Here is a 22,528-nt window from a genome sequence, read left to right as displayed (position 1 = left end):
GCAGAATAGGCCCGACGGGCTTAGATGATGCCCGATTTTAAGGGGACGAATAACACCCTATCAAGCTGCGTCTCGCGCCATTGGCGCGCGCCGATGCGCTCGATGAGGGTCAAAATCTGTTGCTCACCGCCCACCGGGGCGACGAGGCGTGCGCCAACAGCGAGCTGATCGATCAGTGCATCCGGAATTTCCAGTCCGGCAGCCGCGATCACGATGCCGTCGAAAGGCGCGACGGCGGGCAGGCCCAGACGCCCGTCGCCGTAGTGCAGGCGAATATTGGGCACCCGCAAGGGCCGCAGGTTAGCCTTGGCCCGCTCATGCAGCGGACGAACGCGTTCGATCGAATAGACATCACGCGCCACGCATGACAGCACCGCCGCCTGATAGCCGCAACCGGTGCCGATTTCCAGCACCTTCTCAAGCGGACGGCCTCCGGCGAGCAGTAACTCGATCATGCGCCCAACGACCGACGGCTTCGAAATGGTCTGCCCATGGCCAATCGGCAACGCCGCGTCTTCATACGCCTGATTCGCCAGTGCGGCATCGACGAAACCATGACGCGGCACCGTCGCCAGCGCCGCCAGCACGCCCGCGTGTTTGACGCCCGACGCAGCCACGCGTTCAGCCATTCGCGCCCGCACCCGCTCCGACGTCAGTCCGATGCCATCGGGTGAATTGCCAAGCGTCGACGGGTTAGCCCGCGCCGTGCCGCCAGCCGAAACCTTCACGGGCGTTGCACTGCGCACCGTACTTTTTGCACCGACGACGCCGCCCTTCTGAGCAACACCCGCACCCGACGGCTTGGCGGCAGGTCGAGGGGCACTTTTCGGGGCATGCGGTGCTGGCTGAGCATGGGGGGCAGACGCCGGTCTTGCAAGTCCTTTCGGCACGACCGCGTGTGGCGTGTGAGCGCCGCCGGGCCGAGCCGAAGCCCCTGCCATCGGCGAAGACGCGGCTCGCAGGCCGTTATGCGTCGTAGCGGAAGGACTCCCGTTCGCCGGCGGTTTTCCGTTCCCCTGACTCGTCGGCGTCGTACCCCGCGTCATCGCGGCGGGCGGTGCACCCGCGGGACTGGCCCGCGACGCCTTGTCGAGCACCGGGGCCTTGCGCTGCCGGCGGGTCATCACTTCGGCCAGAGGAAGAGGAAAACGCTTCGGCGGTGTCGTCATCGTTGGGCTACCCCTGCGCTGGCCAGCCAATCATGCACGACGCCAAGTCGTGCGGTATGCGTGAGATCCAGTTGCAAGGGGGTGACCGAGACGTAGTCGTGCGCCACGGCATGGAAATCGGTGCCTTCGCTGCTATCGCGAGCGTTGCCGGCCGGACCGATCCAGTAAATCGTTTCGCCGCGCGGGCTTTCCTGACGGATCACCGGCTGCGACTGGTGTCGTTTCCCAAGACGCGTCGCCAGCGAGCCCTTCAGGTGGTCATACGGCAAATTGGGAATATTGACGTTCAAAAGGAAAGGCGCACCCAGCGGGCGCTCCATATAGCGCTCAACGATCTCGCGCGCCACGCGTGCCGAACTCTCGAGATGATCCCAGCCCTTGTTGACTTGCGAGAACGCGAACGAAGGAATGCCGAAGAGAAAGCCCTCAGTCGCTGCCGCCACGGTACCGGAGTACAGCGTGTCTTCGCCCATGTTCTGGCCGTTGTTGATGCCGGAGACGACGATATCGGGCCGCTCATCGAGCAGACCGGTCAGCGCCACGTGAACACAGTCGGTCGGTGTGCCGTTGATGAACGTGAAACCGTTGCCCGCCTTGAATACCGAGAGCGGTCGTTGCAGGGTCAGAGAATTGGACGCACCACTACAGTTCTGTTCGGGCGCCACCACGGTAACGTCGCCAAGCGGCGCCAGCGCTTCGTAGAGCGCGGCCAGGCCTGGCGCCTGATACCCATCGTCGTTGCTGAGCAGGATTCGCATGCGGCAATTGTAACCGAGGAAAGGTGCTCGGATATGACGCCATAGCGGCATCGATCGCGTCTTCGCCACGACACGGCGTCGACAGTTTTGCCATGGTCCTGCCACAAATTTGCCGCCAATCGGTCACGGCCGCCAGCGGCGAAACCACCGCCGCCGAACGGCCGACTGCCGTTACATCTTCTCGGTCTCTCCGGCCTGGGGCTGCCAGACAAGCAAGCGCCGCTCAACCACCCCCACGAATCCATCGAGCACGAGTGCAAACGCCGTGAGGATCAACACGCCGGCGATCACCGCGTTAATGTCGAAAGTCCCTTCGGCTTGCAGAATCAGGTAGCCCACACCGCGCGCCGAGCCGAGGTATTCCCCAACCACCGCCCCCACGAACGCGAGCCCGACGGAGTTGTGAAGACTGGAGAACACCCAACTGGTAGCGCTTGGCAGATACACGCGACGCAACAACTGGCGCTGATTCGCCCCCAGCATGCGTGCGTTCGCCAGCACGACCGGGCTCACTTCCTTCACGCCCTGATAGACGTTGAAAAACACGATGAAAAACACCAGCGTCACGCCCAGCGCCACTTTCGACCAGATGCCGAGCCCGAACCACACACCGAAGATCGGCGCGAGGATCACGCGAGGCATCGAGTTGGCCGCCTTGATGTACGGGTCGAGCAGCGCGCCCGCACTTGGCGAGAGGGCCAGCCACAACCCCACAGCCAGCCCGCACACGGTACCGATCGCGAAGGCGAGCACCGTCTCGAGCAACGTGACGCCGAGATGAAGATAGATCTCCCCGCTGACAAACCATTGCCAGATCTGGAGCAGCACCTTCTGCGGCTCGCCGAAGAAGAAAGCCGCCTTGTCGGGGCTGTCGAAATAGAACGCGGGCAGCAGCGTCGGGCTCGTGAGCACGTACCAGACGAGGAAACCCACCACCAACAGCAGCCACTGCCACAAACGCAAGTGCCGCATGATCGAACGATTACGCATGACGAACGAATTCCGGGATTATCAGACGAGCCATCAGGCGAGTCAGACGGGCCAATCGAACAAGCCAAAGCCGTCCGGCAAGTTGAACCACTCCATCCAGTCCAGCCAGCCGCACACGCCCATCAGAAAGCCTGAGATTTCACACATGACGATTCAGACTGCCTTCAATTGTTGCGCGTAACCCTTGAGCACTTCCTCGCGCAACACGTCCCAAATCTGAGCATGCAGTTCGGTAAAGCGCGGATGATTCCGAATCTCCGCCACGTCTCGCGGACGCGGCAGATCAATCCGGAATTCCCCGATAGGATGTGTGCCCGGCCCAGCAGCCAGCACCACGACACGGTCGGACAGCGCAATCGCTTCATCCAGATCGTGGGTGATGAAGAGCACCGCACGGCGTTTGGCAGCCCACAGCTCGAGCAACTCGTTTTCCATGAGCTGACGCGTCTGGATATCGAGCGCCGAGAAGGGCTCGTCCATCAAAATGATGTCCGGATCGAGAATCAGCGTCTGCGCCATGGCAACACGCTTGCGCATGCCGCCCGAGAGCTGGTGCGGATATCGGTCACCGAACCCGCCCAGCCCCACACGCTTGAGCCACTCGTTCCCACGCGCCGACGCCTCCTCGGGCGCCATTCCGCGAAACTCGAGACCTGCGGTGACGTTGTCGATGGCGTTGCGCCAGGGCATCAACGCTTCGGCCTGAAACATATAGCCGGCACGCGAATTGATACCGTTCAGCGGTTCGCCAAACACCTTGACGGTGCCGGACGACGGCGCCAGCAGGCCGGCAGCGACGTTGAGCAACGTCGACTTGCCGCACCCGGTCGGGCCGACGACCGAGACGAACTCCCCCGGGGCAATGTCGAGCGATGTCTCGGCCACCGCGGTGTAACGCTTCGAACGATCGTCTCGCGCGACGAACGTACACGAAATATTGTCAAAACTAAGCGCCGGCGCAGTCATCATTTGTACTTGGCGTCGGCCTTTTTCGTGAATTCGTTCGTGAACGTCTTGGACAGGTCGATCGACTTGCCCTTGACCGTCTCGTCAAACGCCTGCAACGTACGCAGCGCAGTGGCCGGGCCGTCGGCGGGAATCAGGCCGTCCGGCGAAATGGCTTCCTTCACACGGCTCCACGCATCGAGGTACAGCGCGCGGTCACCCAGCAGATAAGCATCAGGCACCGTCTTGATCAGGTCCGACGGACCCGCAGTCTGGAGCCAGCGAAGCGCACGCACCATGGCATTGGTAAGCGCCTGCGTCGTGTTCGGATTCTTCTGGATGAACGATTCGTTCGTGTACAGGCACCCCGCCGGCATGTTTCCGCCGAACACAGACACCGTCTCCTTGAGCGTGCGCGTGTCCGAGATCACGCGGATCTCCTTGTCGCGCTCCAACATGGTGATGACCGGATCGAGGTTGACGATGGCATCGATATTGCCCGATCGAATCGCGGCGAGCGCACCGGACGACGCACCGACACCCACGAACGCCACCTCATTGGGCTTGACGCCGCCCTTGGCAAGCACGAAGTTCGCCATGATATTCGTCGACGAACCAGGCGCCGTCACACCGATTTTCTTGCCGCGCAAGTCGGCCAGCGACTTGTAGTTCGGCATGGTTTTGTTCGACACGCCGAAGACGATCTGCGGTGCACGCCCTTGCAGGACAAACGCCCGGATGTACTGATTCTTCGCCTGCAACAGGATGGTGTGTTCGTAGGCGCCCGACACGACATCGGCACTGCCGCCCACGAGGGCTTGCAACGCTTTCGAACCACCGGCGAAGTCCGAGATCTCGACGTCGAGCCCTTCGTCCTTGAAGTAATTCAGACGTTCGGCAATCGTGAGCGGCAGGTAATAGAACAGATTCTTGCCGCCGACAGCAATCGCGACCTTGGTCTTCTCGAGCTTGCCCTGCGCGAAGCCGGGGCGAATGCTTGCGCCGATCAGGCCGGTGGCGGCCAGTGCCGTGACGAACTGACGTCTTTGCATGGTGTTTGTCTCCGTGGTTGCAGCGTTCTTTCTTTGTATGACGTGCTTATTATTCACGGATCGCAGCGAGTGCCGCGCCCCGTGTTACTGCGCAGAGGATCGAGTCAGTTCAAATGACGCCACCCTCGCGCAGTGCTTTGATTTGCCCGGCATCATAACCCAGTTGCCCAAGCACTTCGTCCGTGTGGGCGCCAAGTTCCGGGCCAAGCCATTGTGTCTGCCCAGGCGTGTCCGATAGCTTCGGCGTGACGTTGGGCAAGTCGATAGGCGTGCCATCCGCGAACGTGTGTCGCTGGATCATCTGGCGCGCGATGAACTGCGGATCCTTGAACATATCGGCAACGGTATAGATGCGGCTCGCAGGGACGTCTGCCCCCTGCAGCACGGCAAGCGCTTCGTCGATAGAGCGCTCGCTCGTCCAGTTGCCAATCGCCTCGTCGATTTCCTGCGTGCGCGGCACACGTCCGTCGTTGTGGGCCAGCGCGGGATCTTCCGCCAGATCGGACCGGCCGATGGCGTGCATCAGGCGCTTGAAGATCGGGTCGCTATTGCCGCCCACGACGATCATGCCGTCAGCGCAGGAATACGTATTGGACGGCACAATGCCGGGCAGCGACGCGCCTGTGCGCTCGCGCACCATACCCGCCACGCTGTACTCCGGCACCACGCTTTCCATCAGGTTGAAGACGGCCTCGTACAACGCGACGTCAACCACCTGCCCTCGCCCGCCATTCACATTGCGATGATGCAACGCCATCATCGCGCCAATGACACCGTGCAGCGCTGCAATGGAATCGCCAATGGAAATGCCGATGCGCGGCGGCGGCAAATCCGGATAGCCGGTGATATGGCGCAGTCCGCCCATCGACTCGGCAATCGCACCGAAGCCGGGCCGGTCACGATACGGCCCCGTCTGCCCGTACCCCGACAGACGCACCATCACGAGCCCCGGATTCTCGGCCGACAGTTGCTCATATCCCAACCCGAAACGCTCGAGCAGTCCGGGACGGAAATTCTCGACCACGATGTCGGCCTGTGCGGCGAGCTTGCGCACGATCTCCTGCCCCTCTGGGGACTTGAGATTGATCGTCACCGATTTTTTGTTGCGGGCCTGCACCGCCCACCAGAGCGACGTGCCGCCCGCATCGGGATGCATCTTGCGCCACTTGCGCAGCGGATCGCCATGCTGCGGATCTTCGATCTTGATGACTTCGGCACCGAACTCGCCCAACATGCGCGCGGCAAACGGACCGGCAATGAGCGTGCCGAGCTCAAGCACTTTCACCCCAGCGAGCGCACCGCGCGCCGGCAGGCCGGCGCCACCGGCAGCAGGTGAGGCGGGAGACTCGGCAGACGTATCGGCAGCGGGTGCCGTAGATGCTTCGGCGGGACCTTGCGGCAAGGCTGATTCGAACGGCTTGGACGACTTGGACAACGCGTAGACTCCTGTGCCTCGTCGATGGCGATGACCGTCGACTTCGAGACACCGCTCGCGGGCGGCGCCTGTACAAATGGGTGGCAAATGAAGTTCGTATAGTAATTCGACAGTCGGCTATCGGCCAACAACCTCGCAGCAGATCCCGGAAGATTCCGAGTCAGATCGCACCGAAGTCCGATCCATCGGCCCAGTGGCGACACCTCATGTCTCGAACAGATGGCGCGCGCCGCGCTGCGCTGCAATGTAGATCGCCTCGCCGCGATTGCGCGCACCGAGCCGCCGGTACAGCGCAGACACGTGCGTCTTGGCGGTTCCCTCGGAAATCACCAGTTGCTGACAGATTGTTTTGATAGATAAACCGCGCGAGAGCAGCGCGAGAATTTCGTACTGCCGCTGGGAGATGCCGAGCAGCGCCGATTCGGCCAGTTGTGTCGCCTTGTCGCCACCCAGCGGGAACACCGGCAGTCGCGAGAGCGGCAACGCCTCGCCCAGAGCCTCCTGCCGCCAGAGCACGAGCAACGCCGAAAGCGCTTCCTCCGGCACGAATCGTCCGCCCGAGAACGCCAGATCGAAGACCGAACGAATGCGCGCCACGGAACTTGGCCACGGCAGGCATGCGGCCGCCCCTGCCTGCAACCAGCGAATGATCTCATCGGGAAAACCCGCATCGCCGATCACAATGACGGGTACCGGCGGCACACATTCGGACGCTATCGCACACAAGGTGTCGACAGCCGGCGTACGGGCCACGGATTCTTCGAGTACGAGCGCGCGACGCGACGGCAATTCGCGCAACCAGAGCCAGTCCTGCATCGTGACGTCGTCAACGTGACGCAAGACCGGTGACGTCGCGTTCGCTTCGGTTTGCAACGCGACTTGCAGGCCGCTCAGCCAGGTGGCAGCCTCACCCACGACCAGCACACGCATGGTTTCCCCTGTCGTTCCGGTCGGCACGCTCGTGCCGCCGTCCCCCGCTTTTATTGGCACGCCCGCCGCTACGACGAAAACCGAAGAAATCCTCGAGCGTTCGTCATCATTTACGCATCAGGCGTCGCCTCGCTTTCGGGCCAGTTTACGCGCGAAGACCGCGTGACGGCACGTCCCGCGCTCGGGAACGCCGGTCATTGTTGCCTCTGCGCGACAAACCGCAATCTGCGTAAATTATTTACTCAATTTTCGGAAATTCCGCTATTACTTTTTTCCCTTTCCTTTCTCGAATCGCGCAATAGAATACAAGCAGTGCTAGAAAGGACAACACGCGGAGGCCGGGGGGCACGCCATGTTCAAGATCACCGTCAAGACGACGCGCAGTGCCATGTTCTGTCTGGCGGCTGCAGGCTTTGCCAGCACCGCGCAGGCCGACATTACCGGCGCGGCCGGTGTTCCGGTCGCGGTGAGCGACGCGCTCCTCGCCAGCACTCGCGCGGCAAACCTGCAGCAAAGTGTCGTCGCCAATCTATCTGGCGCAACACCCGCCGTGATCGCGCCCGTCCATGCGACAAACACTGCCTCAAACAGCGTTCGCCTGTGGGACGAAGTGATTCCGCCTGCGCCAGCCCCCAAGCCAACTCAGGCGTCGATGACTTCGCCCGGCCAACTACAACCGGCGTTCGCTGTGTCATCTTATTCTCCCTATTCGCCGGCTTCCCAATCGTCAGGGATGCAAACAACGAGCCTGAAAGTCAACGCCAGCATCGGCCGCGTACCCACTGGAATGCCGCGCTGACGGAGGCGCCGGTAACACCGGTAGCGCCGATAACACCGGTAGCGCCGGTAACGCCGCCCCACTAAATACACGTTCCCCCACGTTCTCCGGGATCGCTGCGCGTCTCCGATGGAGGTGACGCGCAGCGATCCCTTGTACTGCCCTTCTGCTCAACCACACACCGTACGCGTGATCAGAACGTGTACGGGAAGCGCAGACCGATCACGTAGTTCGGTGCATCCGGCGACATACCGGCGTTGACGTATCCGTTCACGGTCCAGTGCTTGTTGATCGCGTAGTTGATACCGAAGTTGAGCGATGCCGCGTTCGTCGTGCTGCCGGCCACCGTGGTCCAGGAGCTACCCGGTGTGGCCGTCTTCGTCGCGCGCGAAATCGCCGTCGAGTACGAGATCGACAATGCCGTCTTGTCGTTGAGCGCCAGCGCCATCCCGGCGCCAACCTGCACGATGTCGCCCAGCTTGACCTTCGCGGGCTGCGTCGTGCCTTCGATGGTCGAGATGTCGTCGAACGAGCGGGCAACGTTGTAGGTGTACGCCACGTTCGCAAACAACACGATCGGATCGTAAGTCCGCAGGAACGACAGACCTGCCGTGAACGCCCAGATGCCATTACCCGTCGGCAGGCGCGAAGGCGTCGTCAGGTTGTTGTTGGTCGGGTCGGGCGTACCGAGCTTGATGCCGAACGGCGAGGTACCCGTCGGTGCCGTCACGCGGAACGACGCCACGATATCGGGCCAGTTCGCGTTCTCCTTGACGATCTGGTAGTACAGCGACGCGTTCACGTCGCCGATGTTCGCCGAGTTCTTGCTGATGTCGCTGATCGACGACGCCGCACCGCCTACCCCGCCCGAAATGAAGTCCGAGTTGCGGTAGAGATACGGCACGTCGAACGCCACGCTCAGCCGGTCGTTGATCCCGTAGCGGGTGTTGACGTCGAACGTCCACACGTTGGCTTTCGTCTCGCCGAGGTTCAATTGGCCGAGGAAAATGGCATCGAGGGCGAGAAAGCCGCTCAACACGAGCTGGCGCCGGTCGTAGTAGCTGTAACTGATACCGGCGTCGATGGTGAGCTTACGATCGAACAGCGGCGCGTGCTGCGCCTGCACCACGGCCTCTTCGGCCGGAGTGCGCTGCGAGTCGCTCTCGCTCTTTTGCATCTGCTGCGTCTCGCCGATCGGTGTGGCCGCGGTCGGACCCGCCGCACCGGCGGCACCGCCGCCGGGTGTGCCTGCGGATCCGGCGGCCGAACCGTCGCCAGGCGAGACCTGCGCAATCTGCGCAGTGTCCCACGCAGTCAGACCGCGACCGCGTTGCGCCATCTCAATGTCAGTGAGACGCTGTTTCAGAGAAGAAATTTCCCGCTGCTGCCGGTCGACCATGTCCATCAACATTTGCAGACGGTCGTCCGGCGATGGGTTCGTATGCTCCTGAGCCTGGGCCGATAGCGTGAAAAGCAGTACCCCCAACGGAATAGCGGCAACGGGAAAAAAGCGGTGAGTGTTCATGATCCCCCCCGGGTAAAAGTGCGGACGGATGTCCGCGCGCAATCCAACAAACGCGTATTACCAACAACGTTGTCCTTGCTGCTCGACTGCGGGGTGATGCGTGCGAAACCCGTTGCCATCCACCTCGATACGTCACGCCCGGGCCCTGCCGCCATCACCTTCTTGTACGCCGCGAGTGCTGCTGCGGCGACGCCCCGTTTCTAGTTTTCATGGCGCCCGGCAGTAAGGCGGATTGCCGGGCACTGCTGTCAGCGTCGCGCCCCCCGTACACGGCAGCGCGACGCCGTCACTTCACTTGCCCTTCACTTCATCGACGCACGGCAACCATGTTCGCCATTGCGTTCTGAATACCGATCTGACGCAGTGCATTCGACGAGAGCGCGCTCGTCTGCAGGTTCAATTGCATCGTGTTCATGACCTGCTGAGCGTTACCCGCAACCTGCACGACCTGCATGATCTGGTTCATTGCCGCACCGGCACCGCCGCCCACGCTCTGACCGAGATTGCCGTTCGGCGTATTGAGCGAGATTTGCATGCCTGCCGAGGTGATCGCCACACTCGCGTTCAAATTGCCCAACGTGGTTTGAGAACTGTTCGCACCCTGCCCGCTGACCGGTACCAGCGTGGCAATCGATACCCCAGGGCCAAACTGGATTGTGGCCTTGTTCAACGCGTTGTTCGCATCCCCCGCAACCTGCGTAATCTGCGCGACGCCGTTCACGAGCACGCTTGCCGCGCCCGCCACCGCCTGCGTGATCGGCGTAGTCACGCTCACAACGCCGGGAATGATGCCGGTCGCAGCACCGGTCTGAATCTGATAGCTGGAGCCGCTTTGATTGACGCCGAGCACGCCGGTGGCCATCAGGCTTGCACCGGTCGGCATTTGCCATTGTGACTGCATAACGAGCTGGAAGCCCGTGATCATGTTTTGTTGAGCGTACTTGCCGGTCGCGTGCGAGAGCACTTCATCGCTCACAGGCGTCCAGGTCTCAGGCACCACGCTCGATGCAAATGCCGGCAGGGCGCTCGCGAACAGCGGGATTGCCAGCATCGGGACATATCGGTTCATGATGGTCTGGTCTCAAAACAGGTCCGCCCGGATGATGCCGAAATCCACCATCGGGGTCGGTGACGTCCCGGTCGCCAGCGCGCTGTCGCGCAGCTTGGCTGCCAGGGATTCGTTTCCTTTGAGCAGCGGTGAATCCTCCATAAACGGCTTGCCGATGACCGCCAGCACCAAGCCGTTCCACTGCTTGGCAAAATCGGCTTGCTCGATGATTCGATTGCCGAGCGCCGGGTCGGACACGAACACGCGTCCGTCCTTCGCTGCCTTGATGACCACAAAATGCTGATAGCCGTTGACGTCGATCAGCGCGATGACCGGGATCTTCAGGTCGTAAAGCGCGTTCACGTCAACTTTGAATCCTCGCCCCTCGAGTCCGAGCGTCTCGACGAATTTCTTCATGTCGAGCATCGAGAAGCCATTTTTGATGACCGTTTCCGGATTGGAAAACACCATCATTTTCTGGATCATTTCCGGCTCGGGAATATCGATCCCATAGCCATAACGCAGCAGTGTTGCCAAGGCTGCCGATCCACAACTGAAGTCGTATTCCTGCTGGACCAGATTCACGTAGTGCATCGATTTGAACGACCGCATCTTCTTGACCGCCGGTACACCAGTCGAAGACTCGAGGTTCACCGATGCGTACTGCGCGTGCCCGGCCACGCTTGCGCACGCCAGAGCGCAAACCGTAGCGATCCTGACTGCGGCACGACGCGTATCACTCATGACACACCTCATGAAAAAACCGGTCCGGGAATTCCCGGACCGGTTAGCGACATCACTTGATTGCCGAGATGGCGAGGCTGTTGGCCTGCACGTTGCCGATACCCGAAGCCACGTTCACACCCACGTTGCCGCTAGCCCAGGCGAGTGCGCCGTTGCCCAGCGAAGCGTTGGCGATGAAGTCACCCGAGGCCTTCATGCTTGCCGTTTGGTCGGTTTGAGCCGTCGAGTTGGCTGCACCGCCCTTGAACCAGCCACTTCCGCCTTGCGAGACTGCGGCGGCCAGACCGTTTTGCTGCACGTTGCCGACACCCGACGCCACGTTCACACCCACGTTCCCGGTCGCACCGGCGAGCGCGTTATCACCCACGCTGGCGTTGACATAGAACTGCGAGATGCTGGCCGAGCCCTTCGACGACTGATTCGCGAACACCTGAGCCGAGGCATACACCGGCTGAGCGTTGAGCGAAGCGATCGCGACGTTGTTGGCCTGCGCGTTGTCGGCACCTGCTGCCACGTTCACACCGATGTTGCCGTTGGCGTTAGCCAGCGCACCGGTGCCCAGCGTTGCGCCCATCGTCTGCAACGTCGAGGTGTTGACGTGAAGCGTGAGCGCGCCCTTTTCCCACGTGGTGGACTTCATGTACGTATCTTGGAAGCCCCACAGTGCGCCCGCAGCAATCGAATCGCTCTCGATCGATGCATTGCCGTGGTTCAGGACGGCATGGAACGCTGCATCGAAGCTCTTCTGCGTGTTCAGGAAGCCGCCTGCGAGGAAGCCAGCGGCCTGCTGCGATTGCTGCCCATAGGCATAACCGCCCCAGGCTGAGCCCTGACCCGCGCCGAAGTTGCCTGCGAGGTAACCACCATACAGTGCAAAGCCGCCCGGCAGCGGAAGAAAGCCGCCACCGATGATGCCTCCACCGCCGGCGATGTTCGAGTATTGATACCCGCCGCCTGCGATGAAGCCGCCCGAACCCGAGCTGGACTGCCCTGCCACATAACCGGCACCCGCCTGGAACGATTGGCTCGTGTTCAGGTGGCCATTCGCGCTGGCGTTCACCCACGACGTGGAATTGTCGAAGTGCGTGGTCGTCGAGCCGCCGATCAGGTAAGCACTGCCTTGGTTCGACACCGTGGTGGTCTTCGAATCAACGCCGTACGTCACCTTGCCAGTGGTGTAGGAACCGAGCAGCGGGCCCTTCAGATTCACGCCGTGTACATCGACGCTCTGATTGCTTTGCACGACAGCGTTGCCGGTGTTATCCACCGTGACGCAACCGCGAATGCCGACCAGACCGAAAATACCGACCAGGTTCAGAACGTTGGTCTCGTTGCCGATGAACGAGAAGCTGTATTGCTGGTGATTGGGCGACGCCATGGCGCTACCCGTTGCTACCAGCAGTGCAGCCGCTGCAATTGCTTTCGTTTTCATGACCATCTCCTTGACGAGAGAGTTACCCAGTTAAAAAGATGTGCCCGCCGGGGGACGGAGCACAAAAACATTTGCGGTTACATTGCCTATCCCAGCCGACTGGTTGACTTGCACCACACCGCTTGCACCGCGGAAGGCGTCACCGGAAATCGACGCCGTGCGGTACTGATCGTTGAGGTTGTTGCGCCCAGCCGGGCCACCCTTGGAGATCGCAGCGGATAGTGCCGTATCCGATACGCTCGCCACTCCAGACGCATCGCCAGTCACAATGACGGTCGCGTTGCGTTGAAGATTGCCGGCACCGCTCGCCTGGTTGACTTGCGTCAACCCCGAGGTGCCTGAAAATGCGTTGCCTTGAATCGCGGCGCTGGCGGCGCCGGTCGTCGACGTCACGAGTGCTTGCTGATTGGTGCTCGACGCGCCGGCCGTCAGCCCGCCGCCGTTCGCAATCACCGCGCTGTTGGCCTGAGCGTTGTTCACGCCCGCCGCCTGATTCACACCCAGCGCCCCGGTTACGCCCACGGCCACACCGTTCTCGATGGTGGCGTGCGTGCCGGCCAGTTCGCCGTTCACAATCCATATGTCCTGTGCTGCCGACGCGCCGGCGAACGTCGCCAGCAGAGCCGCTACCGTCAGGGGAAGGGTGCGCTGTGCGCCACGCAACCCGCGATGTGCGCTCATTTCGCTGCTCCTGCCGCACCGATGCTGGTGAGCGGCGCCAGTGCCGAGTTGATCACCGACGGCACGAGCGTGCCGATGCTGCCGATGCCACCGCCGCCCCCCGCCCCGGCGCCGAACCCGCCGCCGACGCCATTGGAGGTGTTGAGCGCGTTTCCGCCACGGGCATTGCCCACGAGCACGCCCATCACCGGGTTGATGCCCGATTGCACAGCTCCTGTCACGAGACCGGCGTTGCCGCGGCCCGTCAGCTCACCATCGGTGACCTGATTGACAGCCCCCATGGCGGCATTGAACGGCCCCGTCGGGAAGGCAGGCACCGAGACACCGATAGGGTTTTCGACGCGCGGCAGACCGCGGTACGCGATCTCGGGGCCGATGTTGCGCTCGACCACGATGTCGCCCGGCGTGGCCGGTTCGGCATGTGCGCGGCCGGGCAGCATCGCCGGAGTCAGCGCCACGATCATCGTGGCGAGCAGACTACTGGCATGCGTCATGGGGAATTGAGTCATCTTGTTCACCGCGTCGTGTAGGTCACACGCGTCACCTGAAGGTTGTTCACGCCATTCGACAGTTGTTGCGGGCGCGGCGTCGGCGTCACGGCGCCGGGCAGTTCGTCCCACAACGTAACGCCGTTGGCGAGTGCCATTCCGGGTGACTTGACCATCGCGCCGCCTTGCAGATTGCGGCCGCGTTGGCTCCCAAGTTGTTCATCATCGATACGGGCTGCAGCGAGCGGCATGCCGGAATCGCCAAGGCGCTTGCTGTCGGCGGCATTGCCCGAGTCGTCGCTGCTGGCAACGGCCGGTGCTTCGTCCGCCGGCGTCTGTGCTGCGACCGGCGTCACGATGACAGCATCGGCGTCGGAGATCGGCATGGCCGGCAGCGCCGTCGCACCAAACGATGTCGGCACCATCGAGCCAGTGAGCATCGCCAAGTGCATGAGCGGCGAACGCGAGACATCCTGTGCTTGCGCCGGAGCAGCACACAGCCCAAGCGTCACGACGATGGCAGCGCTCAGTGCGCTGGCGCTTTGTCGTACCCGGTACTGCATTTCGGTGGTGAGAATTCGCATCGCTAAGCCCTCCTTGCCCGGCTCAATAAAGCGACTTCCGTGCCACCTTCTTTAAGTGATTGAAAACATTGACGATAATTTTCTCGACCCGGCAGCCCCCGTGGGTATGTGTGCGAAAACGTTTCAGCATTGATACGTAGGCTGCGTCAGCCCACCGATGTCGGCCAATTCGCGCGATCGGCAAACATTCCGAACTGCGAACGATATCGGCGTGACCAGCGACGCGTGCCGAAGAGGCCCTGTTGGCAAGGGTTTCGCGTGACAGATTTGCGGCGAAATTGCGGGGTTACGGTAAAGCGACACGGCGTCGTCACATGGGATCGTGCGCGACCGGGCAGCGTGCGGCACCCGGGATGTTTCATCTTTGATGTGTTCGCGGGACAACCCTTGGTACTGATTTCACTGCACGGCGAGGGCACCAACATCACCTCGTGACGGCGTTGTGAAAGACGCCCCGGTGATTCATCGCGATCAGGTACGCGTGACGTCTCGGAACGCGTTTTCTCGAGTGCAAGACAACGCAATGCGTATGGGAAGGGATCGCTTGAGAAGCGGCGGAAATCGGCCGAATCGCGCGTCGTTATTGGCGATGGCAGAATTCGTGGAATACGAGGACAGGCGGAAAATGTCGACGATTCGAGGCATTTTCGGGCACATCGACATGGCGATGCTCAGTAGCCCAAAAAGAAACGACCGCCCTGCTATTCACAGGACGGCCGCCCTCTCTTCGCCAGAAGATATCAGGCCGGCACGCCCGATTCGTCACCACGCAGCCCGTACCGGCACATAAGCCGATAGAGGGTAATGCGTGAAATACCCAACTCTGCTGCCACGTCCGTGAGCCGGTGACAGTGGCGCAGCAATGCCTGCTCGATGGCCGTTCGTTCAGCCTCCGCGCGAATTTCCTCCAGCGTGCGTACCAACGTGGGTACCCACGGCAGCAAGTCGAGATCCTTGGCCGAGATGGTGCGGCTGTCGGCCATGACGATGGCACGGCGCACGCGGTTGATCAGTTCCCGCACATTGCCCGGCCAGTGATATTCGTACATCGCCTGTACAGCGCACTGCGTGAAGCCGCGAATCTTGCGATGGTTGTCGCCTTTGAAGCGTTGCAGCACATGGTGCGCCAGAATCTCAATGTCCTGCCCCCGCGCGCGAAGCGGCGGCTCTTCCACGCGCAGCACGCACAGACGGTGGTAGAGATCCATGCGGAAGCGGCCTTCCTTGACGGCGGCTTCCAGATCGACGTGCGTGGCAGAAATGATCCGCACGTTGACCGGGATGACCTCGTGACCGCCGAGACGCTCGATAGCGCCCTGCTGCAGAAAACGCAACAGACTCGCCTGGCTCTCGAACGGCAGATCGCCGATTTCGTCGAGCAACAGCGTGCCGCCGTTAGCCGCCTCGACCCGGCCGATCTTGCGTGCATTCGCGCCGGTGAACGCGCCGCGCTCGTAGCCGAATAGTTCGGACTGCATCAGGTGCGGCGGAATCGCCCCGCAATTGATCGCCACGAATGGCCCCTTCGCGCGCAACGAGCGCTCGTGGATTGCCACCGCAGTCAGTTCCTTGCCCGTGCCCGACTCGCCCGAGATGAACACGGGAGCGTCGGTATTGGCGACCTTGCGGATCGTGCGGAAGAGTTGCTGCATCGCCTCGCACGTCCCGACCATCTCCTGATCGCCGCCAACTTGCGGCGTGAAGGTCGGTATCTCCGAGAGCGACGCCATGCCCCACGCGTGACCGATCGAATGCGCAAGCTGATCGTTCGTGCACGGAACGTTGACGTAATCGAAGCAGTAATCGCGAATCAGACGACGAATCGCGGTTGTCGTGAGTTGCTCGGGATTCGTGGCTGCGACCCAGCCGACGGTGGCCGGTTGCATGCAGGACTCGAACGCGCCCATCTCGCGGTCGCTATAACCGCTCGCCAGATCGATGAGTGCTGCGCTGGTGACCCCCGGATTCAGAATGCGACCGACGTCGCTGGCGCTCTTGGCCGGCACGACTTGCCAGCCTTGCTCTCCCAGATACGAAAGCAAACCATCGTTATGCTTTCGGGAGGCGTAAATCAGGGTGCGCCCGGTATCGTTAGCCATACCTTAACTCCCTGCCTAAGCAGTGCCCGCGTGCAGTTATTTTGGTCATTGACCGGATCTGCACAACAGGTTAAACGGCCCCACGCCGCTCGAGAGTTATGGTGGTTCCCCTGCTGTTGGGTCCTCAAGTCGGCAGGTTTAGTCTAGAAGACAGGAATATGCCCAGAAATAGCGAAAAACAGCTAATCCGATTGGATGAGTGGTAGCAGTACCTACGCGCAAGTACGGACGGCGTCACGTCCGCGTCATGCTCAGAGCGTATGTCTGTCGAGGACTGCACGGGCGATGGTGCCGGCGTCCACGTACTCCAGTTCGCCACCGACCGGCACGCCTCGCGCCAGTCGGCTCACGCGCAAACCGCGAGCCTTGAGCATCTGTCCGAGGTAGTGGGCGGTGGCTTCGCCTTCGTTGGTGAAATTGGTGGCCAGCACCACTTCCTTGACCACGCCGTCAGTGGCGCGGCGAATCAACTGCTCGAAATGTATCTCGCCCGGCCCCACGCCGTCGAGCGGCGAAAGATGGCCCATGAGCACGAAATACAGTCCCTTGAAGGTCATCGTCTGCTCGAGCATGTTCTGGTCGGCAGGCGTTTCCACCACGCATAACAGGCTCGTATCGCGCTCGGGATCCAGGCACGTCTCGCAGATCTCGACTTCGGAAAACGTGTTGCAGCGCGCGCAGTGGCGAATCTGCTCGGAGGCATGCACCAGCGCCTCTCCCAGCCGCACCGCGCCTTTGCGGTCGCGTTGCAGCAGGTGGTAAGCGATGCGTTGTGCGGACTTCGGCCCGACGCCCGGCAACGCGCGCAAGGCATCGACGAGTTCCTGCAGGCTCGAGAGCTGGGGCATGCGTCGTCTTTCTATCGATACTGGCGAACGATGCTCAGAACGGCATCTTGAAGCCCGGCGGCAGCGGCAGACCGGCGGTCAGGCCACCCATCTTCTCCTGCGCGGTCGCTTCAGCCTTGCGCACGGCGTCGTTGAACGCAGCCGCCACCAGGTCTTCGAGCATATCCTTGTCGTCTGCCAGCAGGCTCGGATCGATGGTCACGCGACGCACGTCGTTCTTGCACGTCATCACCACCTTGACCAGACCGGCGCCCGACTGACCCTCGACTTCGATCTGGGCCAGCTGTTCCTGCGCCTTCTTCATGTTTTCCTGCATTTGCTGAGCCTGTTTCATCAGACCCGCGATGTTTCCTTTCAGCATCTTGACTCCTGAGTAAATCGTATGAGGGGCATGCAGCGTATGTAACGCGCGTTTGGGGGAAAAATTCGAAAGCCCGGCGCCGTTTCGCGACAGCGAATTTGGTTATTGTACCGGGCGAATGCTGCCTGGCAGGATCTGCGCGTCGAATTCGTCGATCAATTCGCGTACGAGCGGATCGTTGGCAATCGCCTGTTCCGCCGCCCGCTGACGCGCGGCCGCGGCTTCTGCCGCCAGCGAAGCGGCCGTGGTGCCCACTTGGCCCAGCTCCACCTGCAATTGCACGTCGGTGCCGAAGTGCTCCGTGAGTACCTGACGCAGCTTGTCGGTCGTCGCCGCATCGGCCAATTGACGCAGCGGCACCCGCAGATGCAACGCGCGACCTGCCACTTCCGTCAGTTCGCTCTGGAAAGCCAGTTGCTGGGCGAGGCCCCGTGCCGGAAGTTCAGCCGCCAATACCGGCCATTCGCCGGTAAAGACCGGCGCGACACCATCGGCCTCACGATAAACGCAGGCTCGCGGCGAAGCAGCAGGTGCAGGTGCAGGTGCGGACGCTGCCGATGCAGCAGGCTCAGGCTCCGGATCGGCACCGGCCGGTGCATCGTCAGACGCACGCGATGTACCACCGCGATTCCCATTGGCGGCACCGCCCCCCGTGCGCCCTGCTGTGCCCTTGCGTCCCGCGTTGAGCGCGGCGAGAGCGGCGCGGGCGGGCGACATCGGTGCGCCATCGGTCGGGGCACTACTGCGGGCCGCCGGGGCACGACGGGCTTCGGGCTGCGCCGCCGGCGCGACAGAGGCGGATGACGCGGATGGGCGAGCCGGGTCTGCCATCGGTGCACGCAACGGCGCAGCGGCAGGTGCGGCCGCGCGCGCGGCCCCGGCCGACTGCGGCGTGGGGGGCTCGGCGAGCGTGCCGCCCGCGAGCAGCGGTGTGAACGCCGCCATGCGCAGCAACGCCATCGAAAAACCGGTGTATTCGTCAGGCGCAAGACCGAGTTCGCCGCGCGCTCGCGTGGCGATCTGGTAATAGAGCTGGACGGCTTCGGGAGACAACGCCTCGGCCAGACGCCGCACATCGGCCGCTTCAGGCCAGTCGTCGGAGACCGCCTGCGGAGCGTATTGCGCCAGTGCAATTTTGTGCAGCAAGCTGCCGAGATCCTGCAATCCGGCGGCAAACGAGAAGCTGCGCTCGGCCATTTCGTCGGCAACGGCCAGCAGATCCGTGCGCGACTCGTCTTTAAGGGCATCGAGCAGACGCACCAATACGCTCTGATCGATCGCGCCGAGCATGCCGCGCACGGCCGTCTCGCTCAACGGCCCCGCCGCGTAGGCGATGGCCTGGTCGGTGAGCGACAACGCGTCGCGCATGCTGCCGCCCGCGGCCTTGGCGAGCAGACGCAGCGCCTGCGGTTCGCTCTCAATGCCCTCTTCGCCGAGGATGTTCGTGAGGTGCGACACGATGTGCCCGGCCGGCATCTGCTTCAGATTGAATTGCAGGCAGCGCGACAGCACGGTGACCGGAATCTTCTGCGGATCGGTCGTCGCCAGAATGAATTTGACGTGCGCGGGAGGCTCTTCCAGCGTCTTGAGCATCGCGTTGAATGCGTGGCCCGTCAGCATGTGCACCTCGTCGATCATGTAGACCTTGAAGCGCGCATCTGCCGGTGCATAGACGGCCTTTTCGAGCAGCGACGTCATTTCGTCGACGCCACGGTTCGATGCCGCGTCCATTTCGACGTAGTCGACGAAGCGCCCTTCATCGATGGCACGGCATGCCTTGCAGACTCCGCACGGCTGCGCCGTAATCCCCGTCTCGCAATTGAGCGCCTTGGCCAGAATGCGCGAGAGCGTGGTCTTGCCAACGCCGCGCGTGCCGGTGAACAGATAGGCGTGATGCAGACGCTGTTGCTCGAGCGCGTGCGTCAACGCACGCACGACATGCTCCTGGCCCACCAGGGTCGAGAAGCCTTTGGGGCGCCATTTGCGCGCGAGTACTTGATAGGTCATGCCAAATTGTAACAGTTCGGCGGTGGGCTTCAGCACCGAAGTCAACGCCCGATCAGGCGTCTGCCGCCCGCCAGATCCGGCAGGCTATCGGCGCGATAGAAAAAAATGTTGCGCGATTCTACCAAGCCCATCCGACCCACGCGACACGCGGTGAAACAGCGATCGTATCGAGCGCCAATGATCGTCCGCAGACAACGGCAGCGGCGTCATGTCCATTCAGAATGGCGGCGGCCTATGGCGAGTTCAAGCGGGAGGAAATGGTGCGCAGAACGCGCTGAGAACATCGATAAAACAAGGAGATAGGTGACGAGCCTGACCCTCGGCACTGGTAGAAAACGGCTGTGGCTGCTTCGTTCCCGACCTGACCAGATTGGCCGCGCCACCATGCGAGGAGGCCCGTCAGGAAAGAATTCTACCAGAGTCGACGCGTCAACAGAAGCTCAATTTCCGCGAAATGGCCACCGATGATCGCTCACCAGCGGCGTCGCGGCGCGTGAGGCGCCGCGCGCAAGCGTTTGCGATTTCCGCTAAGATGGGCACAAACTGCATTGGCGCACGCTATTGAAGCACGCGATTGCAGCCTCCATATGGAGAATGCACGCCCGGCAACGCTGGGTGACATCTCTGGCGTCGGTGAAATCGGATCGATTTCGCCAGACGTTTCCGAATAGTCAGACGAGGCAACAATACTCATGAGCGAACAAATCAAGCACATTTCCGACGCCAGCTTCGACGCGGACGTTTTGAATTCCGACAAGCCGGTCCTTCTCGACTTCTGGGCGGAATGGTGCGGTCCGTGCAAGATGATCGCCCCGATCCTGGAAGACGTGGCCAAGGAATACGGCGACAAGGTGCAGATCGCCAAGATGAACGTCGATGACAATCAGGCCACCCCGGCCAAGTTCGGCATTCGCGGCATCCCGACGCTGATCCTGTTCAAGAACGGCGCCGTCGCTGGCCAGAAGGTCGGCGCCCTGGCCAAGGGTCAACTGACTGCGTTCCTCGACCAGCATCTGTAATCCCGGGCCGATGGCAGCCGGGGCCTTTGTCGTCACTGTGCGACACCCCGGCGCCCGCCAAACGGGACAGCGCTTGCGCCGCGCGCTGCTTGCTATATAATCCGACGAAAAGCATCCCAAAGTTCTTCGAGCGTTCGCTCATCTTTTTTCCCTGATCCTTCACTTGTCGTCCAGTGGACGGCACCTCCGTATGCATTTATCCGAACTAAAGTCCCAGCACGTCTCCGAACTGCTTGAAATGGCGAACGGTCTCGAGATCGAGAACGCCAACCGCCTTCGCAAGCAGGAGCTGATGTTCGCCATTCTGAAGAAGCGCGCAAAGACCGGCGAAACCATCTATGGCGACGGTACGCTCGAGGTGCTGCCGGATGGCTTCGGTTTCCTGCGCTCGCCCGAGACGTCGTATCTGGCCAGCACGGACGATATCTATATCAGCCCGTCGCAGATCCGCCGTTTCAACCTGCATACCGGCGACACGATCGAAGGGGAAGTGCGTACGCCGAAGGACGGCGAGCGTTATTTCGCGCTGGTGAAGGTCGACAAGGTCAATGACCACCCGCCCGAGGCCTCGAAACATAAGATCATGTTCGAGAACCTCACGCCGCTGCACCCGAACAAGCCGCTGCTGCTCGAGCGCGACATTCGTGGTGAAGAGAACGTGACGGGCCGAATCATCGACATGATTGCCCCGATCGGCAAAGGCCAGCGCGGTCTGCTCGTGGCCTCGCCGAAGTCGGGCAAGACCGTGATGCTGCAACACATCGCTCACGCGATTGCCACCAACCACCCGGAAGCCAAGCTGTTCGTGCTGCTCATCGACGAGCGCCCGGAAGAAGTGACCGAAATGCAGCGTTCGGTGAAAGGCGAAGTGATCGCGTCGACGTTCGACGAACCGGCCACGCGTCACGTGCAGGTCGCTGAAATGGTGATCGAGAAGGCCAAGCGCCTGATCGAAATGAAGCAGGACGTGATCATTCTGCTCGACTCGATCACGCGTCTGGCACGCGCCTACAACACCGTGATCCCGGCCTCGGGCAAGGTGCTCACCGGCGGTGTGGACGCCAACGCACTGCAACGTCCGAAGCGTTTCTTCGGGGCTGCGCGTAACGTCGAAGAAGGTGGCTCGCTCACGATCATCGCCACGGCACTGATCGAGACCGGCAGCCGCATGGACGACGTGATCTACGAAGAGTTCAAGGGCACCGGCAACATGGAAGTGCACCTCGAGCGCCGTCTCGCGGAAAAGCGCGTCTATCCGGCGATCAACCTGAACAAATCGGGCACGCGTCGCGAAGAACTGCTCATCAAGCCGGAAATCCTGCAAAAGATCTGGGTGCTGCGCAAGCTCATCTACGATATGGACGAGGCCGAAGCGATGGAATTCCTGCTTGGCAAGATCAAGCAGACGAAGAACAACGCCGAGTTCTTCGACCTGATGCGCCGCGGCGGCTGATTCCGCGCCTGCGCATCAAGAGCAAAAGCCGCGACATCTGTCGCGGCTTTTTCATTGCGGCGCGTCGTCAGCATCGCTCGCCCCGCCCTGCTTCACGCCCCCCTTTTCAGCGTCACCGCGTGCCTGCGCCGCTGCGGTGCAGGCTGTCACGATGACTGTTATATGATGGGACCGTACCGCGC

The 22,528-nt window shown here is 62.0% G+C and carries 21 protein-coding genes and 1 other RNA gene; 3 read left to right on the top strand and 19 right to left on the bottom strand.

What is annotated here, in order from left to right; all coding sequences use genetic code 11:
• Positions 1-20 precede the first annotated feature (20 nt).
• From PBR20603_RS09560 to PBR20603_RS09530, 7 genes are all read right to left on the bottom strand, one after another.
• Complete coding sequence (locus tag PBR20603_RS09560; protein ID WP_150559281.1) at positions 21-1,169, bottom strand: protein-L-isoaspartate(D-aspartate) O-methyltransferase; 1,149 nt, start codon at positions 1,167-1,169, stop codon at positions 21-23.
• Positions 1,166-1,927, bottom strand: coding sequence for a 5'/3'-nucleotidase SurE (surE, locus tag PBR20603_RS09555; protein WP_150559280.1), 762 nt, complete (start codon positions 1,925-1,927; stop codon positions 1,166-1,168). The genes PBR20603_RS09560 and surE overlap by 4 nt, the downstream gene beginning before the upstream one ends.
• A 171-nt stretch (positions 1,928-2,098) precedes the next feature.
• Positions 2,099-2,917 (bottom strand): ABC transporter permease, encoded by an 819-nt coding sequence (locus tag PBR20603_RS09550; protein ID WP_150559279.1) that lies wholly within the window; start codon positions 2,915-2,917, stop codon positions 2,099-2,101.
• Positions 2,918-3,070: 153 nt separating this feature from the next.
• Positions 3,071-3,883 (bottom strand): ABC transporter ATP-binding protein, encoded by an 813-nt coding sequence (locus PBR20603_RS09545; RefSeq protein ID WP_150559397.1) that lies wholly within the window; start codon positions 3,881-3,883, stop codon positions 3,071-3,073.
• Positions 3,883-4,914, bottom strand: coding sequence for an ABC transporter substrate-binding protein (locus tag PBR20603_RS09540; protein ID WP_150559278.1), 1,032 nt, complete (start codon positions 4,912-4,914; stop codon positions 3,883-3,885). The genes PBR20603_RS09545 and PBR20603_RS09540 overlap by 1 nt, the downstream gene beginning before the upstream one ends.
• Before the next feature lie 109 nt (positions 4,915-5,023).
• A complete protein-coding gene (locus tag PBR20603_RS09535; RefSeq protein WP_150559396.1) occupies positions 5,024-6,226 on the bottom strand; it encodes a CaiB/BaiF CoA transferase family protein in 1,203 nt (400 codons plus the stop codon).
• 327 nt (positions 6,227-6,553) lie between these two features.
• Positions 6,554-7,279, bottom strand: a complete 726-nt coding sequence (locus PBR20603_RS09530; RefSeq protein WP_246174498.1) for a helix-turn-helix transcriptional regulator — start codon at positions 7,277-7,279, stop codon at positions 6,554-6,556.
• A 352-nt stretch (positions 7,280-7,631) separates the two neighbouring features.
• On the opposite strand from PBR20603_RS09530, the gene PBR20603_RS09525 reads away from it, so the two are divergent.
• The gene (locus PBR20603_RS09525; RefSeq protein WP_150559277.1) at positions 7,632-8,078 is read left to right on the top strand and encodes a hypothetical protein; all 447 of its coding nucleotides are present in this window, start codon (positions 7,632-7,634) and stop codon (positions 8,076-8,078) included.
• Between the two features lie 172 nt (positions 8,079-8,250).
• Here PBR20603_RS09525 and PBR20603_RS09520 read toward each other — a convergent pair whose 3' ends face one another.
• From PBR20603_RS09520 to ffs, 12 genes are all read right to left on the bottom strand, one after another.
• The gene (locus tag PBR20603_RS09520) at positions 8,251-9,582 is read right to left on the bottom strand and encodes a hypothetical protein (RefSeq protein ID WP_150559276.1); all 1,332 of its coding nucleotides are present in this window, start codon (positions 9,580-9,582) and stop codon (positions 8,251-8,253) included.
• A 307-nt stretch (positions 9,583-9,889) separates the two neighbouring features.
• Positions 9,890-10,651 carry a hypothetical protein gene (locus tag PBR20603_RS09515; RefSeq protein ID WP_150559275.1) on the bottom strand — a complete coding sequence of 254 codons (762 nt, stop codon included), beginning with the start codon at positions 10,649-10,651 and terminating at the stop codon, positions 9,890-9,892.
• Between the two features lie 12 nt (positions 10,652-10,663).
• Positions 10,664-11,374 carry a C39 family peptidase gene (locus PBR20603_RS09510; protein ID WP_246174497.1) on the bottom strand — a complete coding sequence of 237 codons (711 nt, stop codon included), beginning with the start codon at positions 11,372-11,374 and terminating at the stop codon, positions 10,664-10,666.
• A 52-nt stretch (positions 11,375-11,426) separates the two neighbouring features.
• Positions 11,427-12,806, bottom strand: a complete 1,380-nt coding sequence (locus tag PBR20603_RS09505; protein WP_150559274.1) for a hypothetical protein — start codon at positions 12,804-12,806, stop codon at positions 11,427-11,429.
• Positions 12,807-12,836: 30 nt separating this feature from the next.
• Positions 12,837-13,487, bottom strand: coding sequence for a hypothetical protein (locus PBR20603_RS09500; RefSeq protein WP_246174496.1), 651 nt, complete (start codon positions 13,485-13,487; stop codon positions 12,837-12,839).
• The gene (locus tag PBR20603_RS09495) at positions 13,484-13,996 is read right to left on the bottom strand and encodes a hypothetical protein (protein ID WP_150559273.1); all 513 of its coding nucleotides are present in this window, start codon (positions 13,994-13,996) and stop codon (positions 13,484-13,486) included. Before PBR20603_RS09495 ends, PBR20603_RS09500 begins: the two co-directional genes overlap by 4 nt.
• Before the next feature lie 5 nt (positions 13,997-14,001).
• Positions 14,002-14,559, bottom strand: coding sequence for a hypothetical protein (locus PBR20603_RS09490; protein WP_150559272.1), 558 nt, complete (start codon positions 14,557-14,559; stop codon positions 14,002-14,004).
• Between the two features lie 740 nt (positions 14,560-15,299).
• Complete coding sequence (locus PBR20603_RS09485) at positions 15,300-16,658, bottom strand: sigma-54 dependent transcriptional regulator (RefSeq protein WP_150559271.1); 1,359 nt, start codon at positions 16,656-16,658, stop codon at positions 15,300-15,302.
• A gap of 251 nt (positions 16,659-16,909) precedes the next feature.
• Positions 16,910-17,506 (bottom strand): recombination mediator RecR, encoded by a 597-nt coding sequence (gene recR, locus PBR20603_RS09480; protein ID WP_039374661.1) that lies wholly within the window; start codon positions 17,504-17,506, stop codon positions 16,910-16,912.
• A 34-nt stretch (positions 17,507-17,540) separates the two neighbouring features.
• Positions 17,541-17,867 carry a YbaB/EbfC family nucleoid-associated protein gene (locus PBR20603_RS09475; protein ID WP_010807314.1) on the bottom strand — a complete coding sequence of 109 codons (327 nt, stop codon included), beginning with the start codon at positions 17,865-17,867 and terminating at the stop codon, positions 17,541-17,543.
• A gap of 102 nt (positions 17,868-17,969) precedes the next feature.
• Positions 17,970-19,874 carry a DNA polymerase III subunit gamma/tau gene (dnaX, locus tag PBR20603_RS09470; protein ID WP_150559270.1) on the bottom strand — a complete coding sequence of 635 codons (1,905 nt, stop codon included), beginning with the start codon at positions 19,872-19,874 and terminating at the stop codon, positions 17,970-17,972.
• A gap of 302 nt (positions 19,875-20,176) precedes the next feature.
• Positions 20,177-20,275: signal recognition particle sRNA small type (gene ffs, locus PBR20603_RS09465), an RNA gene on the bottom strand.
• A 291-nt stretch (positions 20,276-20,566) separates the two neighbouring features.
• Here ffs and trxA point away from each other — a divergent pair.
• A complete protein-coding gene (gene trxA / locus PBR20603_RS09460) occupies positions 20,567-20,893 on the top strand; it encodes a thioredoxin TrxA (protein ID WP_010807316.1) in 327 nt (108 codons plus the stop codon).
• A 190-nt stretch (positions 20,894-21,083) separates the two neighbouring features.
• Positions 21,084-22,346 carry a transcription termination factor Rho gene (gene rho, locus PBR20603_RS09455; protein ID WP_150559269.1) on the top strand — a complete coding sequence of 421 codons (1,263 nt, stop codon included), beginning with the start codon at positions 21,084-21,086 and terminating at the stop codon, positions 22,344-22,346.
• Positions 22,347-22,528: the final 182 nt, after the last annotated feature.

Source organism: Pandoraea bronchicola (genome assembly GCF_902459805.1).
In the GTDB taxonomy this organism is placed as follows: domain Bacteria; phylum Pseudomonadota; class Gammaproteobacteria; order Burkholderiales; family Burkholderiaceae; genus Pandoraea; species Pandoraea bronchicola.
This window is presented reverse-complemented; position numbering and strand designations above follow the sequence as displayed.

Bases quoted from the DNA above. Each gene is read 5' to 3' on its own strand.
- PBR20603_RS09560 (WP_150559281.1), bottom strand. From the start codon at position 1,169: ATGACGACACCGCCGAAGCGTTTTCCTCTTCCTCTGGCCGAAGTGATG.
- surE (WP_150559280.1), bottom strand. From the start codon at position 1,927: ATGCGAATCCTGCTCAGCAACGACGATGGGTATCAGGCGCCAGGCCTG.
- PBR20603_RS09550 (WP_150559279.1), bottom strand. From the start codon at position 2,917: ATGCGTAATCGTTCGATCATGCGGCACTTGCGTTTGTGGCAGTGGCTG.
- PBR20603_RS09545 (WP_150559397.1), bottom strand. From the start codon at position 3,883: ATGACTGCGCCGGCGCTTAGTTTTGACAATATTTCGTGTACGTTCGTC.
- PBR20603_RS09540 (WP_150559278.1), bottom strand. From the start codon at position 4,914: ATGCAAAGACGTCAGTTCGTCACGGCACTGGCCGCCACCGGCCTGATC.
- PBR20603_RS09530 (WP_246174498.1), bottom strand. From the start codon at position 7,279: ATGCGTGTGCTGGTCGTGGGTGAGGCTGCCACCTGGCTGAGCGGCCTG.
- PBR20603_RS09525 (WP_150559277.1), top strand. From the start codon at position 7,632: ATGTTCAAGATCACCGTCAAGACGACGCGCAGTGCCATGTTCTGTCTG.
- PBR20603_RS09520 (WP_150559276.1), bottom strand. From the start codon at position 9,582: ATGAACACTCACCGCTTTTTTCCCGTTGCCGCTATTCCGTTGGGGGTA.
- PBR20603_RS09515 (WP_150559275.1), bottom strand. From the start codon at position 10,651: ATGAACCGATATGTCCCGATGCTGGCAATCCCGCTGTTCGCGAGCGCC.
- PBR20603_RS09510 (WP_246174497.1), bottom strand. From the start codon at position 11,374: ATGAGTGATACGCGTCGTGCCGCAGTCAGGATCGCTACGGTTTGCGCT.
- PBR20603_RS09505 (WP_150559274.1), bottom strand. From the start codon at position 12,806: ATGAAAACGAAAGCAATTGCAGCGGCTGCACTGCTGGTAGCAACGGGT.
- PBR20603_RS09500 (WP_246174496.1), bottom strand. From the start codon at position 13,487: ATGAGCGCACATCGCGGGTTGCGTGGCGCACAGCGCACCCTTCCCCTG.
- PBR20603_RS09495 (WP_150559273.1), bottom strand. From the start codon at position 13,996: ATGACTCAATTCCCCATGACGCATGCCAGTAGTCTGCTCGCCACGATG.
- PBR20603_RS09490 (WP_150559272.1), bottom strand. From the start codon at position 14,559: ATGCGAATTCTCACCACCGAAATGCAGTACCGGGTACGACAAAGCGCC.
- PBR20603_RS09485 (WP_150559271.1), bottom strand. From the start codon at position 16,658: ATGGCTAACGATACCGGGCGCACCCTGATTTACGCCTCCCGAAAGCAT.
- recR (WP_039374661.1), bottom strand. From the start codon at position 17,506: ATGCCCCAGCTCTCGAGCCTGCAGGAACTCGTCGATGCCTTGCGCGCG.
- PBR20603_RS09475 (WP_010807314.1), bottom strand. From the start codon at position 17,867: ATGCTGAAAGGAAACATCGCGGGTCTGATGAAACAGGCTCAGCAAATG.
- dnaX (WP_150559270.1), bottom strand. From the start codon at position 19,874: ATGACCTATCAAGTACTCGCGCGCAAATGGCGCCCCAAAGGCTTCTCG.
- trxA (WP_010807316.1), top strand. From the start codon at position 20,567: ATGAGCGAACAAATCAAGCACATTTCCGACGCCAGCTTCGACGCGGAC.
- rho (WP_150559269.1), top strand. From the start codon at position 21,084: ATGCATTTATCCGAACTAAAGTCCCAGCACGTCTCCGAACTGCTTGAA.